Origin of the sequence: Brevibacterium sp. LE-L, assembly GCF_050214925.1 — a bacterium.
Lineage (GTDB): Bacteria > Actinomycetota > Actinomycetes > Actinomycetales > Brevibacteriaceae > Brevibacterium.
This window is the reverse complement of the sequence record NZ_CP189759.1, coordinates 1,037,517-1,052,433: the sequence shown is the minus strand read 5'-3', so window position 1 is coordinate 1,052,433 and position 14,917 is coordinate 1,037,517. Positions and strand designations below refer to the sequence as shown.

9 protein-coding genes are annotated in these 14,917 nt (G+C 57.1%); 7 read left to right on the top strand and 2 right to left on the bottom strand.

Features of this window, described 5'->3' with window-relative positions; translation table 11 throughout:
• Window positions 1-2: 2 nt before the first annotated feature.
• Entirely contained in the window at window positions 3-1,058 is a 1,056-nt protein-coding gene (locus ACQE2J_RS04710) for a TetR family transcriptional regulator C-terminal domain-containing protein (RefSeq protein WP_426937199.1), read from the bottom strand.
• Between the two features lie 219 nt (window positions 1,059-1,277).
• On the opposite strand from ACQE2J_RS04710, the gene ACQE2J_RS04705 reads away from it, so the two are divergent.
• From ACQE2J_RS04705 to ACQE2J_RS04675, 7 genes are all read left to right on the top strand, one after another.
• Complete coding sequence (locus ACQE2J_RS04705; RefSeq protein WP_426937198.1) at window positions 1,278-3,278, top strand: CDP-glycerol glycerophosphotransferase family protein; 2,001 nt, start codon at window positions 1,278-1,280, stop codon at window positions 3,276-3,278.
• Window positions 3,279-3,421: 143 nt separating this feature from the next.
• Window positions 3,422-6,754, top strand: coding sequence for a CDP-glycerol glycerophosphotransferase family protein (locus ACQE2J_RS04700; RefSeq protein WP_426937197.1), 3,333 nt, complete (start codon window positions 3,422-3,424; stop codon window positions 6,752-6,754).
• 440 nt (window positions 6,755-7,194) lie between these two features.
• On the top strand, window positions 7,195-8,880 hold the full coding sequence (locus tag ACQE2J_RS04695) for a glycosyltransferase (RefSeq protein ID WP_426937196.1): 1,686 nt from the start codon (window positions 7,195-7,197) through the stop codon (window positions 8,878-8,880).
• 240 nt (window positions 8,881-9,120) lie between these two features.
• The gene (locus ACQE2J_RS04690) at window positions 9,121-10,053 is read left to right on the top strand and encodes a CDP-glycerol glycerophosphotransferase family protein (protein ID WP_426937195.1); all 933 of its coding nucleotides are present in this window, start codon (window positions 9,121-9,123) and stop codon (window positions 10,051-10,053) included.
• 160 nt (window positions 10,054-10,213) lie between these two features.
• Complete coding sequence (istA, locus tag ACQE2J_RS04685; protein ID WP_426936501.1) at window positions 10,214-11,797, top strand: IS21 family transposase; 1,584 nt, start codon at window positions 10,214-10,216, stop codon at window positions 11,795-11,797.
• Window positions 11,794-12,543, top strand: coding sequence for an ATP-binding protein (locus tag ACQE2J_RS04680; protein ID WP_101555552.1), 750 nt, complete (start codon window positions 11,794-11,796; stop codon window positions 12,541-12,543). The genes istA and ACQE2J_RS04680 overlap by 4 nt, the downstream gene beginning before the upstream one ends.
• 52 nt (window positions 12,544-12,595) lie before the next feature.
• On the top strand, window positions 12,596-13,024 hold the full coding sequence (locus ACQE2J_RS04675) for a hypothetical protein (protein ID WP_426937194.1): 429 nt from the start codon (window positions 12,596-12,598) through the stop codon (window positions 13,022-13,024).
• A gap of 18 nt (window positions 13,025-13,042) precedes the next feature.
• On the opposite strand, the gene ACQE2J_RS04670 is transcribed toward ACQE2J_RS04675, so the two are convergent.
• Window positions 13,043-14,806: a glycosyltransferase gene (locus ACQE2J_RS04670; RefSeq protein ID WP_426937193.1), complete on the bottom strand. Its 1,764-nt coding sequence runs from the start codon at window positions 14,804-14,806 to the stop codon at window positions 13,043-13,045.
• Window positions 14,807-14,917: the final 111 nt, after the last annotated feature.

Sequence of the window (14,917 nt, the reverse complement as noted above, 5' to 3'; positions counted from 1 at the left end):
TCCTAGGACGTCGGTTCGGGTCGGCCGGCCGTGGCGACCCGGTCTGACTGCGGGTTTCGGGTGTCGCCGGTGGCTGCCTCGTTGCGGGCGGCCTCATCGGAGGCGGTGTCGGTGAGGATATGGGCGGAGAGGTAGTGTTCGAGCATCATCAGGGCCTCATCGTCGGTGATGGGCATATGTTCGGTGCTGCGGGCTACGCCGAGTCCGTCGATGAAGATCGACAGCGATTTGACCATGAGCGTCGTGTCGCCGGTGCGGATCACTCCTGAGCGCTGTCCGCTGTCGATGACGGTGGTGATCATGTCCAGCCACTCGCCGTAGACGGCGGTGAGGTTCGCGCGAGCGTTCTCGTCGGTGACGGCACGGGCCCAGCATTGGAGCCAGATCGACCACACCCGTCGGATCTTCGCGTCGACTCCGGCGTGGAGGCGGGCGAAGTGACGGAGCACGGCAAGCGGGTCGGCGCCGTCGTTGAGGTGGCGGGTTTCGGCGATAATGTCCAGGGAGTAGCGCAGGGCCGCCTGCAGCAGTTGGTCTTTCGTCCGGAAATGGTAGTTCACCGCCGAAGTGGTCACTTCCGCCGCGTGGGCGACGTCCTCGGTGCGGACCTTATCGATGCCGCGGTCGGCATAGAGCCTCCATGCCACGGCGATGATCTTCAGCCGATTGCGCGTGCCCTTCGACATCCACTCCCGCGCGGGGACCGGTCCCCGCACGGCGGGGTCCGAAGACGCCGGATCATGTGCAGTTTCGACTTCTTCGGCCGGCGCTTCGTTGAGGGCGGCAGGAACATCGGTGACCATCGTTCGCCGAGGCGGCCGCGCCCTCCTCCCGGTCGTCAGCCAATCCGTGGTGACCCCGGTGAGTTCGGCAATCTGTGAGATCTCTTCGACTCGAAAGTTTCGTGTTCCGGCGAGGGATTTCGAGAGCTTGCTCGCGTCCAGGCCGGCGTGTCGGGCGACTTCACTGTGGTTGATTCCCGCGTCTTTGATGGCGGAGCGGACACGACTGACGAGCAATTTCTGTGCATTCTCAGCGCCCTCGCTTGTCGTGATCATCACTATAGTCTGCACAGATGTTGCGATTTTGGCAAGAGCTACTGGGGGCTAAACTAGTACCCTCTGGTGCGCTAAATCACGGGCCCGGGCGAGGGCTCAAATTAGTTGCCGCCCCCGAATGAACAGTTGATGAAGATTGCGGTAACCTGGATTGTCGGCGACAACCGACCCACCAGGTCACAAACGTCGGAGTTTTACACATTCAGAGTAGAGGCAACTGTGTCCAATTTCCTCACACCGTTACGAACCGTACGACTCGTCTGCCAGAAGCTGAACAACGCAGTGCGCATCGCAGCCCTCCGGAAGAAACTCCGTCAGGAACCGGCCTTCCTTCCGCCAGAGGACGGCCCTTTCGATGTCTTACTCAACTTCCCCGACAGCACGATCAATCTCTACCAGGTTCGACAATGGTACGGACCCCTCGAGCATCTCGCGCAAAGGGTGAAAGTTGGGATCCTCTGCTATCATCCCGACACCGCCATACAGATCTCTGAAGAAACCAGTCTCAAAATCGTTCTGACACCAGGCTACTCAGACCTTACTGAAGTAGAGGATGCACTTCGCCCCAAAGTGATCCTGTACCCCAACCAGAACTACGCGAACTACCGAATTCTGGGACTGAATTCCTCCGAACACGTGTTCATCTGCCACGGGGAGTCCGACAAAATCTATATGGCATCGAACTGGGTCAAGATCTTCAACTATTTCTTTGTCGCCGGTCAGGCTTCACGGGATCGACTGGCTCGTCATGTTGACAACTATGATGTCAACGACCGGACCATCATGATTGGTCGACCGCAGATCGACATCTTCCAGCCCCCTCCGTTCCATTGGGAAGACAAACGCACGACCATCATTTACGCGCCCACATGGGAAGGCGGGAGACTGACCATGCGGTACGGATCCGTCGCCTCACACGGTGTCGCCTTGGTCCGGGCTCTGGTGTCCGACAATAACTTACGGGTAATCTATCGCCCGCACCCCAGGACCGGAATCTATTCTGACGATTTTCGCAATGCCGATGCTGAGATTCGCCGGATCATCACCGTCGCCAACGAGACCGACGAGCACGCCACTCACCTCGTCGACGAAACTCCCTTCGGCTGGCAACTCAATGCAGCCGATTTCATGATTACGGACATTTCTGCCGTCGCTTACGACTGGTTGACGACTGGAAAGCCCCTTCTTGTGACCGAGCCCGAGCAGCCCAAGGTTCCGATGCCGCAAGAAGGAATAATGACGATCCTTCCGAAAATCAAGGCCAGCGCGTCACCGTCGATCGTGTCGATCATCGACTCCATTCTGCGAAACGAGGTCTTGCTGAAAACATTCTCCGAAGGAGCTGACTACTATTACGGCGATCGCCGACCTGGAGCTTCGCTGCAGAGATTCACTGACGCGATCGATCACGTGCTCGATGAACGAGATCGGAACTTGCCAACTCGGGACTGCAGACGTAGGTCACTGAGCAATGCGTCCCCTACCGACCGTCTCCCAGCCTCGTCGCTGAAGCCGAGGGCAACAATAATAAGACCGACAGCAGCAATGAAGAATGCAAATACCAGGACAACGCTAGCTGTTAAGACTATCTCGCGGGCCGCCCGTCGGCTCCTCGCGTCTACACTACTAACGTCGCGCACTCAGTCGCTTGTCGCCCGCTCAGTCAACTTCGCCGAGTACCATCAGAAATCACCGATCTTCGTCACCGCCATGGGTAATCCGGAGGACCTGGAATCGTTAGTGGATTGGTTGCCTGCACTCGAACTTGCCAACAGAAGTGAGAGAGTGACGATAATAGTCGGCAATCTCTACGCTTATAAATTTCTCTGTCGGCGAACTGGTCTCCGTATACTTGTCGGCGACAACGCCACGGTGACTGAATCCTACTATTCAGGGCTAGCACCCTTGCTAGACGTTCATTTCGACCAGGCAAAGCTGAACCTGCGGGAGGCGGGACACAATACGATGCGGCATGTGTATGTCGGCTCAGCAGCTGATCTTGGATGGATCAACAATCGATTACGACTCTTCGACTCGATCATTCAACCTCCGCAGATGCCCGATGAAATGATTCGTAAGACCCTCATCCAGTTTCCCGAGACAATTGACATAGTTTCGGTAAGTGCAGAGGATACTGCCGCAGCACGCGCACGCGTCCTCGAAGACGCAGTCGAGTACAGCAGAGAACTCCGGCAAGCATCGAAATGGGAAGTAGGATAAACACGGTGAGGCGATTTTCGATAGGTTCATTAGTCGGTCACGTGGCGGCGACTGCCAGACAGTTGACGAAGGGCCCGAGTTCGGGGAACCATCAAATGCCCCCACCGGTTCGACAGCTCACAGTCGAACACGATGATAACCGAATGCATAGTCTGAACGTCGAGCTGAAGGTCGACCCGGTACTGACGCTGACCGATATGGTGATCAACATAGATGGCGCATGGACGCCGGTGGAAGAGCTTCATGAGGGGCAGCCCCAGTTGACAGCGGACGGCGAAACAAGAGTCTTTGCCGCGTCCATTGACCTCACCGAACTCGCACGCCTGGTCCAGTCAAAGGCGCGACGCTCGGACGTAGAGTCAACTCCGTCGCCTACTCCACAACGAGCATCCCTGTTCGTTCGAGCTACCTCGGCGGGCGAAGTGCCTTCGATGGCCAGAGAAGCGGAATATTACGGCCATGACAATGATGGCGAAGACAACCTTGGTTTCGTGGACAACGGGGGCGCAACGTTCCTCCTTCCAGTGGGCAAGGCTTCACAAACTTTTCTTCCCGAGTTACAAAAGGTCGTCATCGGCGAAACTTGCATCACCCCATACTCGAACAAGCGCGGCATACTTACGTTCGTAGTTGATGGAAGTCCCTCGGTTGGAGGACGCCCTGTTAACGAGCGGATGACTCTGGAGAACGGCGAGCTGATCGTTGAGGGCCGCATCAATGTTCACAGCAACTCGATCAGTCGCCTGGAGCTATCGGTAGTCGGTCGGACCTCAGGGTTTAAGCTAAAGGTGCCTGCCGACTTCTCATACGATGTGGAGAGGACACGGAGAAAATTCGGCTCACGCCTTTACAAGTTTTCAGCACGGTGCGGTCTCGAGACGGTCGCCGGCCAACTACCCAACGACACCCTCGACCTCTACGTCGAGTTCGACGGACCTCAGCTCGAAGAGCCCATCCGCCGTCGCTTCGGACGTTCAAGGTATCTGGTCCGTCGGCGCTCGCGTTCCACTCGCGTCAGCCATGGCGGGAAGACAATCCTCCTCACTCCCTATTACACGTTCAAGGCAAAGAATCCGTCCATCTATTCTGAGGTCTTCGATTCTGAGGTCTTCGAACATATGCGCTCGTCGGTGGCCGAGCGGAAAGGTTCATACAAACATCGTCCAGAAGTCGACAAGCCCGTGTGGGTCGTCGGAGAGCTTCCTTATAAGGCTCAGGACAACGGCCTCCATTTCTTCAAGTACCTCCGGGACAATCATCCGGAGATCGATGCCTACTACGTTGTCGAACCCGAATCTCCCGAGCGATCCAACCTTGCGGGATACGACCACGTCATCGCCTTCCGCTCCAAACAGCACGTCGACGTCGCTTTGGCAGCAGACCGATTCATCGGTACACACCACCCCGACTATCTCTACCCCACACGCTCTCCCCGATTCGGTGCGGCAGTCGCATCTGCACCAAAGATCTTCCTACAACACGGAGTTATGGGGGCCAAATGGATGGTCCCCAACTATGGAAAGAAATCCAGCGATTTCGTGACGGATCTGGTCATCACCAGTTCCGAGCGGGAGAAGCAGATCTTCATCAAGGACTTCGGCTATTCCGCCGATGAGGTCGCTGTCACCGGCCTAGCACGTTTCGATGCGTTGTTTGCCAACGACGTCGATGTCCGCAGAGAACAAATCCTCATCATTCCGACTTGGCGCCCATGGCTACAGGATCCCGAAACTTTCACGGAATCCGCGTACTACGAGCGGTGGTCATCACTTTTGTCTGCCGAAGCGATTACCGGATTGGTCGAGAAACATGGGTATCAAATCGTCTTCTGCCTTCACCCCAACATGCAGCAATTCACCCGTCATTTCGACCGTCCAGGGGTCACTGTGGTCAGTCAGGGTGAAGTCGACGTCCAATACCTGCTGAAACGCAGCGCTGTGATGATCACAGACTATTCGAGCGTCGCTTTCGACTTCTCTTTCCTCGATAAGCCTGTCGCGTACTATCAATTCGACTCGCGTCGCTTCGCCCAGCCGCATGTCTCGGCACAAGAAGAGTTGCCCGGACCGACATTCGTTGACGAGGACGAGCTGACCACCTGGCTGACGGACGTGCTTATGGGACGCAATGACGACGTGGACGAGTACAGGAGAAGATCCCACCGCTTCCTCGCTCACCGAGACCGCCGAGCCAGTGAACGAACGTTTGAGGCCATCACCGCAGTGAGGAAATCACATTCACCGCTGACCCGGGCTATTCATTCTGAGGAAGCGTCTGCGGCCGGAAGGCTACTCCGCAGGCACAAACAATATCGGCCGGTGATGAAGCAGGTGTATAAGCTCCTTCGCGCATTGCCGATCGATCCGAACGTCATCATCTTCGAGAGCGGACAAGGTCGGCAACTCGGAGACAACCCCGGGGCCATCTACGACGAACTTGTAAAACGGGGCGACACACGCTTGAAAGTGTGGATCTACAACAAACGCTTCCCGATCCGGGACGACCAAACGATCATAGTCAAGAAGTACTCCCCTGAGTATTTCTGGTATCTCGCTAGAGCGAAGTACTGGGTGAGCAATCAGAACATGCCGCACTTCATCCATCGGCGCAACAAAGGCGTTTACATCCAGACATGGCACGGCACGCCTTTGAAGAAGATGTTCCTTGACATCGACCAGATCGTCGGTCGTGACGAAGGGTACGTCGGTCGCGTCACCGAGGCCACACGGCAGTGGAGTGTGCTCGTCTCGCCAAATCCCTACACCACTGACATCATGCGTTCGGCCTATGCTTTCGGTGGCCCCTCGGTCGAGCTTGGCTACCCTCGAAACGATGTGTTGCTCAATGAAGCGGCCGAAGACCGCCGGAAATCTGTGCGACAGCAGCTCGGATTCACCGATTCGGATTTCGTCGTTCTCTACGCTCCAACGTTCAGAGATGATAAGCCCACGACACGTGGCCGCTTCGCCTTCGAATGGCCGTTTCCTCCCGAAGAATTCGAGGCCCGATTCGCCTCGACAGACGTGAAGCTTCTCATCAGAGCCCATGTACTCATCAACACGAAGATCCATGTGCCAACCGGTTCTGAGACCATCACTGACGTCACCAAGCTCCCGGACATTCAGGAACTCTACCTCGCTTCCGACATGCTCGTGACCGACTATTCCTCCGTGTTCTTCGATTTCAGCCTTCTCAAACGTCCCATCTGCTTCTATGCACACGACCTGGAGAAGTACAGGCAGGAATTGCGAGGGTTCTACCTCGACTACAGCAGTGAGCTTCCCGGCCCCATCGTAGAGAACGCTGAGAGCCTGTATCGCGCAATCGACACCGCCCGCGAAACAGGTTCGCTGGAAGGCTCTGTTCAGCTTGCAGATTTCGTCGATCGCTTCGCGTCTTCCGACGACGGACGCGCAACCGAACGCGTGGTCGACACCTTATTGGATCCTGGTGGAACTGCCGCTAAATTCAACTGAACCAATTTGTACGACATACCCGATGCCGAACAGCTGGTTCAGAAATCGTACAATCCAGAATTACCGACGCCCGGAAAGCTAGGAACGCCGAACCCGTGCTTTTCCTACTTCAGCAAGACAGGACTGGATACCCCGAGGGAAGGCAACCAAGTTTCGGAGGTATGTACATAAGCATGCGGGAGCCGCGCAGGAGAAGAAATGATTCCTATCCGGCGCGGAGTCTCACCCTTTGGCCGCGACCGGAATAGTATGGGGGCATGGACGCGACTCACGGCCGTTTCTCATCGCCGACTATCTATAAGCACAGGTTCCCCCACAGGGGCTTGTTGCCGGAGGGAAATTACTACACATTTACGTGGGGTATAGCGGAAGAATTCGGTGGAATGACGACTGTGGTCCTTCAACGCAGCTCGGCGTTCGCCCAAGTTGACAATCGCCGCGTGGAAATTCTGACCCTCAGCCCAGAAATGAAGGACGGGAAGCGTGAGAGGGAGCTACGTACCGACGGACTTCTCGATCGCAGGGTCAAGATTCGGAACGTTTGGGCTGACCTTCTTACGCGCACGGACCGCAAACTTTCAGACATGAGAGGCGAATACGAAGAAATCCAGAACCCTTTCGACGATGTGCTACCACGTACTGGCAATTCGTGGACCGAAACAAGGACCAGCGCTGACGGCGCAGTATTGCAAGTTGATCGCTACCGCGACAATGGAACGCTCTTAGTCAGTGACCGACAGGACGTTCGGAAACGTGGCCACCGCGGGGGACGACGAATCACACTGTTTGATAGCAAGCGGCTGCCCGTCGGACAGTGGTCGACTGCGCGAGCCTTCTATCACTCGTGGCTCGACTCCGTACTTGCAAGTAAGAAGGCGTTTCTAATTTCCGACTCGTCATTCGCTGGGGGACTCGTCCATGATTATCGCCGTGACAACGTGATTCTATGCCAAGTCATACACAGTCACTTCCTGCGGGACCCCTCAAGAGGCCTTTACAGCGAATTGTCTCCGGATAAGCTAGAGATACTCAGCCATTTAGACTCGTTTGACCTTGTCGTTAATCTAACGGACCAACAGCGCAAGGACATGGTCCGCTCTCAACTGGCCTCCTCTAACCTGCGCGCAGTCTCCAATATCACCTCTGACCTCCGAGGAAGCCCCGATGCTGCACGCGATCCCCGACACGGGGCGATGATCGCCCGACTGGTGCGCGCCAAGCGAGTCTCAGATGCCGTGAGTGCAATACATCAAGCATCTGAGAAAGTTCCGGGCATCACCCTCGACGTTTACGGAGACGGCGAGGGGCGCGATGATCTAGAGGCTAGAACTGAGCGCCTCGGCAGGGCGGGACTGATTACCTTCCACGGCCATACTCCAGGGGCTAAGCAAAGATTCTTGAACGCTTCCTTTAGTTTGCTGACAAGCAGATCAGAAGGTCAAGGGCTTGTCATCCTCGAAAGCATGGCCGCCGGCTGTATACCTATCGCATACGACATTCGGTACGGTCCGGCTGACATTATTACCGATGGCGTCGATGGCTTCCTCATCCGAGACGGGGATACGAATGCCTTAGCCGATGTGATCGCCCGATTTACAACAATGAGCGAAAACGAACGACGAGCTATGCGCGAGGCGGCGCTTCACCGCGCTTCCGACTTCTTCGCCAATCGAATTATCTCGAGATGGGGAGAAGTGTTCGCAGAACAATCATTCGATGCGCTAACACCACTCTCAAGGGGAGTGGCAGAGCTTGTCGGAGCGACATCAACATCTGATGTCATCGACATTGCAGTCGAAATTGATTCACCTTTGCTACCCAGTCCTGAAGCAGCATATTTTGTGTGGAAGGCACGCAAAGGGAGCCATTTCGGGAGACTAGCTGGCTTAATTTCCGGGACGCGCTTCAACGCGAAAATACCTCTCAGCTGTTTCTCGAGCATTCCGCGGGGTCTTATCGACATCTCCGTTGATCTCGTCGATGGAAGAGACTTCCAGCGCATCCGTGTTTCCAGCGAAGATTCACTGATTGAAAATTCTTCCGACCATCTGGCCCTATACTCAACTGCCCACGGGAATCTCAGCGCGCGCATTCAGATTCCTACACAATCTGTTAACAACACGTGAGGATCATACAGAGACGGCGAAGCGGACCTGCGGTGGGCCACAACCATGAGGGCTGAGCTAACAGAACTTTCTCAAGGCAGGCGCGGCGTTATCGACTGTTTGCCCGGCAGATGTCACCATCTTCACTACCGACGGACACACCGTTTGAGCATTCGATGGCGCGTTTGCCCGTAACATTGGACACGGAACCGCTTGTTTGTGTGATGTATAAGAGCCTGGCTCCACGTCGAAAGGGAAATCGTGAAGAACCTGATGCGTAAGACTGCTCTGTGGGCTGTGCGATCATCTGCCTGGAAGGCAACAAGCAAGTGGATTAGAGGCACCGAGCGTTGGAACCAGCTCGAATACGAATTCGATGGCAACTATGTCAGGGGCGAGGTGGTCGTCTACTTCGGAGATCAGAGCTCGAAATTCTATCAGGTCGAACAGTGGATTCCGGTTCTTGAAGAGTTGCACAAGAAGCACAAGGTCGTCTTGGTTGTTCGTAAGGGTTCTGCTCTGCTTCGCGCGCTCGAGTCCACAGGTCTTCCGGTGGTGTTCAAACGACGGTTCGACCCCCTGCATGCTTTCTATCATGCCAACGCCTTCAGGCTTGCGCTCTATGTCAACAATGGAGTGACGAATTTCCAATCCCTCGCATTCGCGCCAATGGTGCACGTTCACGTCAACCATGGTGAATCGGACAAATTGAGCATGGTTTCTAATCAAGCCAAGTCGTATGACAGGGTATTTGTTGCAGGGGACGCAGCGATCGAGAGGCACCGCAGAGCCCTCATAGATTTCGACGAGTCAGCATTGGTTAAGGTTGGGCGACCGCAATTAGATATAGATAGGCTCCCAGAACTCGAGCCATCCTCAGGGCGAACGATCATGTACGCACCTACATGGGAGGGAGAAAACGAGTCGAACAATTACACCTCGGTCGATCTCTATGGGCCTCAAATCGCCGAAGCCGTTCTTCAGCTCCCCGATACTCGACTGATCTACAAACCCCACCCTCGTGTGGAAGCGTCGAAAGACCCTGCGATGGCCGAGGCGAACGCTCGGATTCTCGCACTCATTGAGGCAGCGAACGCGTACATTGCTGATGAGTCTCTGCAGCATCAAGTGCTCATGCAGGGCGACATCCTCGCCATGTTCGACGCCGTCGATCTGCTGATCACTGATATCTGAATATTCGGCTTCTTGGGCGCCACTGCGCTCGTCTTTGAGCGCCGCCTGTCTTGGGTGTCGACCGGCGTCGTGAGCGCCCCCGAATATTCGACTTCAGCGCCACCTGTTTCTAGGCTCCTTCTACCGCGTGGCCACTCACGCGGTAGAAGGAGCAAAACGAATGGTACGCAAAATTAAAGCGAAGTTGGTGCTTCGCCTCCGATCTGAAGGACTCTCTCGCCGCCAGATTGCCGCTCAGGGCATGTCGAGACATTCCGTCGACGCCGTCATCGCTGCCGCTGACGCCGTGGGGCTGTCCTACGACGAGGCAGCCGGGATGCCGGATGCCGATGTCTACGCTCGATTGTTTCCTGGCCGTGGCCAGCATGAGAGTGTCTACGCCCAACCTGATTGGAGTGAAGTCCACCGCGAACTCGCGCGCGTCGGGGTCACGCTGAAACTATTGCATAGCGAGTACCGTGACGCCTGCGCCACCACAGACTCGCCGGCGATGGGCTATGACCGCTTCTGCAAGACCTACCAGCACCATGTGCTCGTTTCCGGCCTGGCCTCTCGAGTCGGACACAAGGCCGGCCAAAGCGTCGAAGTCGACTGGTCGGGCAAAACGATGACGCTTACCGACCCGGTCGCGGGGACACACACGAAAGTCTTTCTCTTCGTCGGTTGCCTGCCGTTCTCGCGCTACGCGTTTGTTGAACCGGCCCTGGATATGAAGCAGGACACCTGGCTGCGGGCGCATATAGCGATGTTCGACTGGTTCGGCGGCAGCGTGCCCCGGATCGTGCCCGACAACCTCAAGACCGGCGTGATCTCCCATCCTCGGGAAGGAGAGATCATCCTCAATGATGCCTATCGTGAGCTGGCTGCACACTATTCGGCAGCCGTCCTGCCGGGCCGAGTCAGGAAACCCAAGGACAAGGCCAGTGTTGAAAACACGGTCGGCAATATCGCCACCCAGGTCATCGCGGCACTGCGCGGACAGACCTTTCGAACACTGCCTCAGCTACGTGAGGCGATCTATGAACGAATGCGGGCCTACAACGCCCAACCGTTTCAGAAACGCCCTGGATCACGGGCATCGGTCTTCGACGCCGAGGAACGGCCCCTGCTGCGGCCGTTGCCGGCGGTTGCTTATGAGATCAGCCGCTGGATCTATGGGAGGAAAGTCCGCAAAGACGGGCACGTGGTGTTCGAGAAGAACTTCTACTCCGTGCCCTATGCGCATGTCGGTTCCAGCGTCGACTTACGGATCACGGAAACGACAGTCGAGATCTTCGACGGGCACACGCGGCTTTCGAGTCACCTGCTTCCGCTGGCAGGAGTCATCAACACCCATCACACACACGATGGCGACCTGCCCCATGGTGAGAGGTATCAACAATGGGACGGGCCTCGCGTGCGGGAATGGGCAGCTCGTATCGGACAAGACACGACGACGGTGATCAACCGGATCTTCGAGTCCGTGCCCGTTGAGGAACAGGGACTGAACGCGGCACTGGCAGTGCTGCGCCTGTCGCGCCGCTTCTCTCCTAAACGAGTCGAAGCCGCCGCTGGTATCGCGTTATCGGGTCGGATTCGATCACCACGGTATGCGCATTTGCGGCCGATTCTCGACAGTGGGCAAGACACGCCTTCCAGCAAGCGCAGACGAAGCCCTGAACCGTCCGGGCTGCCCGCTGCTGGACCAACGCCCACGGTCGGTTTCGTTCGTGGGCCAGACTACTACGCAGGAGGACAACGATGACTCGTCTCGATGACGAAACGAAACGGAAACTGCGTGAAATGGGGTCAACAAGCCTGCTGAGCGCACTCGATGCCCAAGACGACGCTCTCACCCTGGGAATGCCATTCGAAGAGCGCATCCAGCTCGCTGTCGATGACGCTCATGCTGCGTTCACCCATGCGAAAGTCGAGGGGCTCATCCGCCGGGCTGGACTGCGATATCCCGATGCGGATCTGCGTCGGATCGCGCTGATCGACCAGCGCGGCCTCGACCGTGACGTCATCGCTCAACTCGGAACCGCCTCGTTCATCACCCGGCAGCAAAACGTTGTGTTCCAGGGGTTCACCGGGTCTGGCAAGTCGTATCTGGGGTCGGCGCTGGCGAAGCAGGCCTGTCAGCATCGCTACCGTGCCTACTACATTCGCATGCCCGATCTTGAAGAATCGTGGGCCACTGCGCAGGACAAGCCGGGCGGTCGGGAGAAATGGTTACGCAAATACTCGGCGTTCACGCTGTTAGTCATCGATGAATGGTTGCTCGACGAACCCGATGACGATGTCCGTTCGATGCTGCTCGAGCTCCTTGAACGTCGTTACGATACGACATCGACGGTGTTCTGCACCCAGTATGCGAAGAAGGACTGGCATCAACGACTCGGGTCCGGTGTCCACGCGGATGCGATCATGGATCGTATCGTTCACAACACGATCTGGATCACGACTGGGGAGATGAACATGCGCGAACACATCAGTACAGCCACGCAGTGACCAATTGTCGGTGAGCGTCGGGTGACGGCCTGGCGCTCACCGCCACGACCCGGTGGCGCTGAAAGGCAATATCGGGTGGCGCTCAACCACAATAGTCAGTGGCGCTCACACCACCGAATACTCAGATATCTCCAGCGTCGGCCTCGACTTCCTCTATCTGCAGTCAGACAAGCCGCTCGCACTGACCGATCGTCGCAATGACATCTCCACGCTCAACGTCGAAGCACCGATCAGTCGTGCGACTCCCGTCATCAATGCGTCGACGATCAGGGGTGTCGAGGCGATGCTCACTGAGATGCTCACAGAGGACACCGCAGCAGGGGCTCGACGCGAGCTGAGGCAGTTCTACTTCGGCGAAGGCGAAAAGGGGACTTCGTCCGCTCTGTTCACCGAGGCGGTGTCCAAGCTCATCGCCGATCGCACGGTCGAGCTGGAGAGCTTCCATTCCGAGAGCATCAACGCCGAGTCAAGCGACGAGTAGGCACTGAGCTCGGCACAGTCATGATCGGGGTCGGACGGACAGGTTTCCGTATTTCGTCGGGTACCACTCCCAAGCGCCGACGCATTCTGGACGAAAGCTCCTCGGGGTGCTGATTCTCCGCTTCGACGTCCACAGATCGTGGGGGTGTCGCAGGTAGACGTCGAAGGTCTCACCGGCAGATTCGGAGAAGTTTTCGTGGTCCACTTCGAAGGAGAGCGCTAGTCGGTGCCCGAACCGTCGGGTCGAGATCTCCGGCTCGCTGCAGATGAAGAATGTGCTGAGGTCGCGTCGTGCGATAACCAATTGCAGGTCCTTGGCAACCGACCGATGCAGCTGGTCGATTTCTACCTCAAGCCGACCTCCACGAAGTGTCGACGCCGTCCGGAGCCTGTTTGCCTCGACGGGCGCAACAGACGCACCCTCTTGGGCGCCGGGCAGCTGGGGGAGCCGCAGCTGCTCAAGAGTTCTCTGCCACCGCCGGTATCCGGCTTCCGGGAGGTAGCGTTCGACAGTCTTCATCGCCGCCCTCCGCATGCTCTCAACCTGCGCGGCGTCTAACGACAAGAACTGCTCAATCTGGTCAGCGAGCGCATCGACATCGCTCCACGGTGTTATGAAGCCATTGTGACCGTGATCGATCAGGTCCCTCGGCCCATACGTGATGTCATAGACGATGGGAACGCATCCGGCACCCATCGCTTCCATCATCGACAGTGGAAGACCTTCGCTCGTACTTGTCAGCATGGAGAATGACGCAGACTGCAAGCGGTCAGGGACGTCGTGCACATAACCAGGCAGATTGACACTGTCGCCGAGGTCGAGTTCCTCGACGAGCTGCTCCAGATTCTGCCGCTCCGGACCTTCCCCGAGCACAGTCAATGAGACACTGATGCCCCGGTCCCACAACTTCGCGATTGCGCGAATCGCATGGTCCACACGTTTGAGCCGGAGGAGGTTGGCGATCATCACAGCGTCGTTCGGCTCACGACGGACCGGCAGTTCAGACAGCACCGCCCCAGACGGCAGCTCCCCCGTGAGCAGCCTCGGGTTGTCGTCTGGGAGCCCAATGGCTCTGATCGCTTCGGCCTGTTGTTCGGTTTGGACACCGACAACATCGAAACGGTCGAGGTTGCGCACGGTATCCATACGCCGAGGGAGAATCTTTCCGTGGTTGCCATTCCACGGATGACGAAGATGCGTGCCGTGGAGGAAGAGGATGAGACCGAAGCTCCGGTCGGGAATCTCGTGGATGAACTCGCTGACCTTCTTGTCATCGACGATGACAACAGCAGGCTCTTCGGTGACAATCGACGAGATCCAGGCATTATAGAAGTCTCGCGGTCGCCGCCACTCGGTCATCGGCTCACCGCTCGCGGAATGCAGAACGAATCGTCGGCCCAATTTCGGGTCCTGAACATCTGCAAGCAGCAGACTTCCGTCGCTCCTGAGATAGTTGCGACGAATGATCTTTCCCGTGGCGGAATTGCGGAAAGCGTCATAGTAGGCGGTGACGTTCTCGAGTTCACCGTCTTCTGCGGGCAGCGGAGCATTCAGCGGTTGTCCCACAAGCGTCGACAGCTGAGATTCGGTCCTTTGTCGCAGCTCCTGCCAGATGTTCACGAGCTCGACGTCGTCTCGCATCTTTCCTTGAGAGATCAACCGATTGCGGATCCCATCGGTGTCCATCCGCGGGTCGAAGGTCAGAATGGTTTGCGACAGAGAGTTTCCGTATGTCTGAAAGCTCCGTATCCGGCGAAGGGCCGCGGTTGTCATGCCGCCCATCGACTCGGGAATCCCCCACAGCACGTTGTAGACATGAACCGCGTCGGTCCCGAACGGTGGATAGGGTTTCGATGCGGCGCCGCCGACGTCGGCAGTGCCAGATGTCTTTCG

Bases quoted from the DNA above. Each gene is read 5' to 3' on its own strand.
- ACQE2J_RS04710 (WP_426937199.1), bottom strand. From the start codon at position 1,058: ATGATCACGACAAGCGAGGGCGCTGAGAATGCACAGAAATTGCTCGTC.
- ACQE2J_RS04700 (WP_426937197.1), top strand. From the start codon at position 3,422: ATGCATAGTCTGAACGTCGAGCTGAAGGTCGACCCGGTACTGACGCTG.
- istA (WP_426936501.1), top strand. From the start codon at position 10,214: ATGGTACGCAAAATTAAAGCGAAGTTGGTGCTTCGCCTCCGATCTGAA.
- ACQE2J_RS04680 (WP_101555552.1), top strand. From the start codon at position 11,794: ATGACTCGTCTCGATGACGAAACGAAACGGAAACTGCGTGAAATGGGG.
- ACQE2J_RS04670 (WP_426937193.1), bottom strand. From the start codon at position 14,806: ATGGGCGGCATGACAACCGCGGCCCTTCGCCGGATACGGAGCTTTCAG.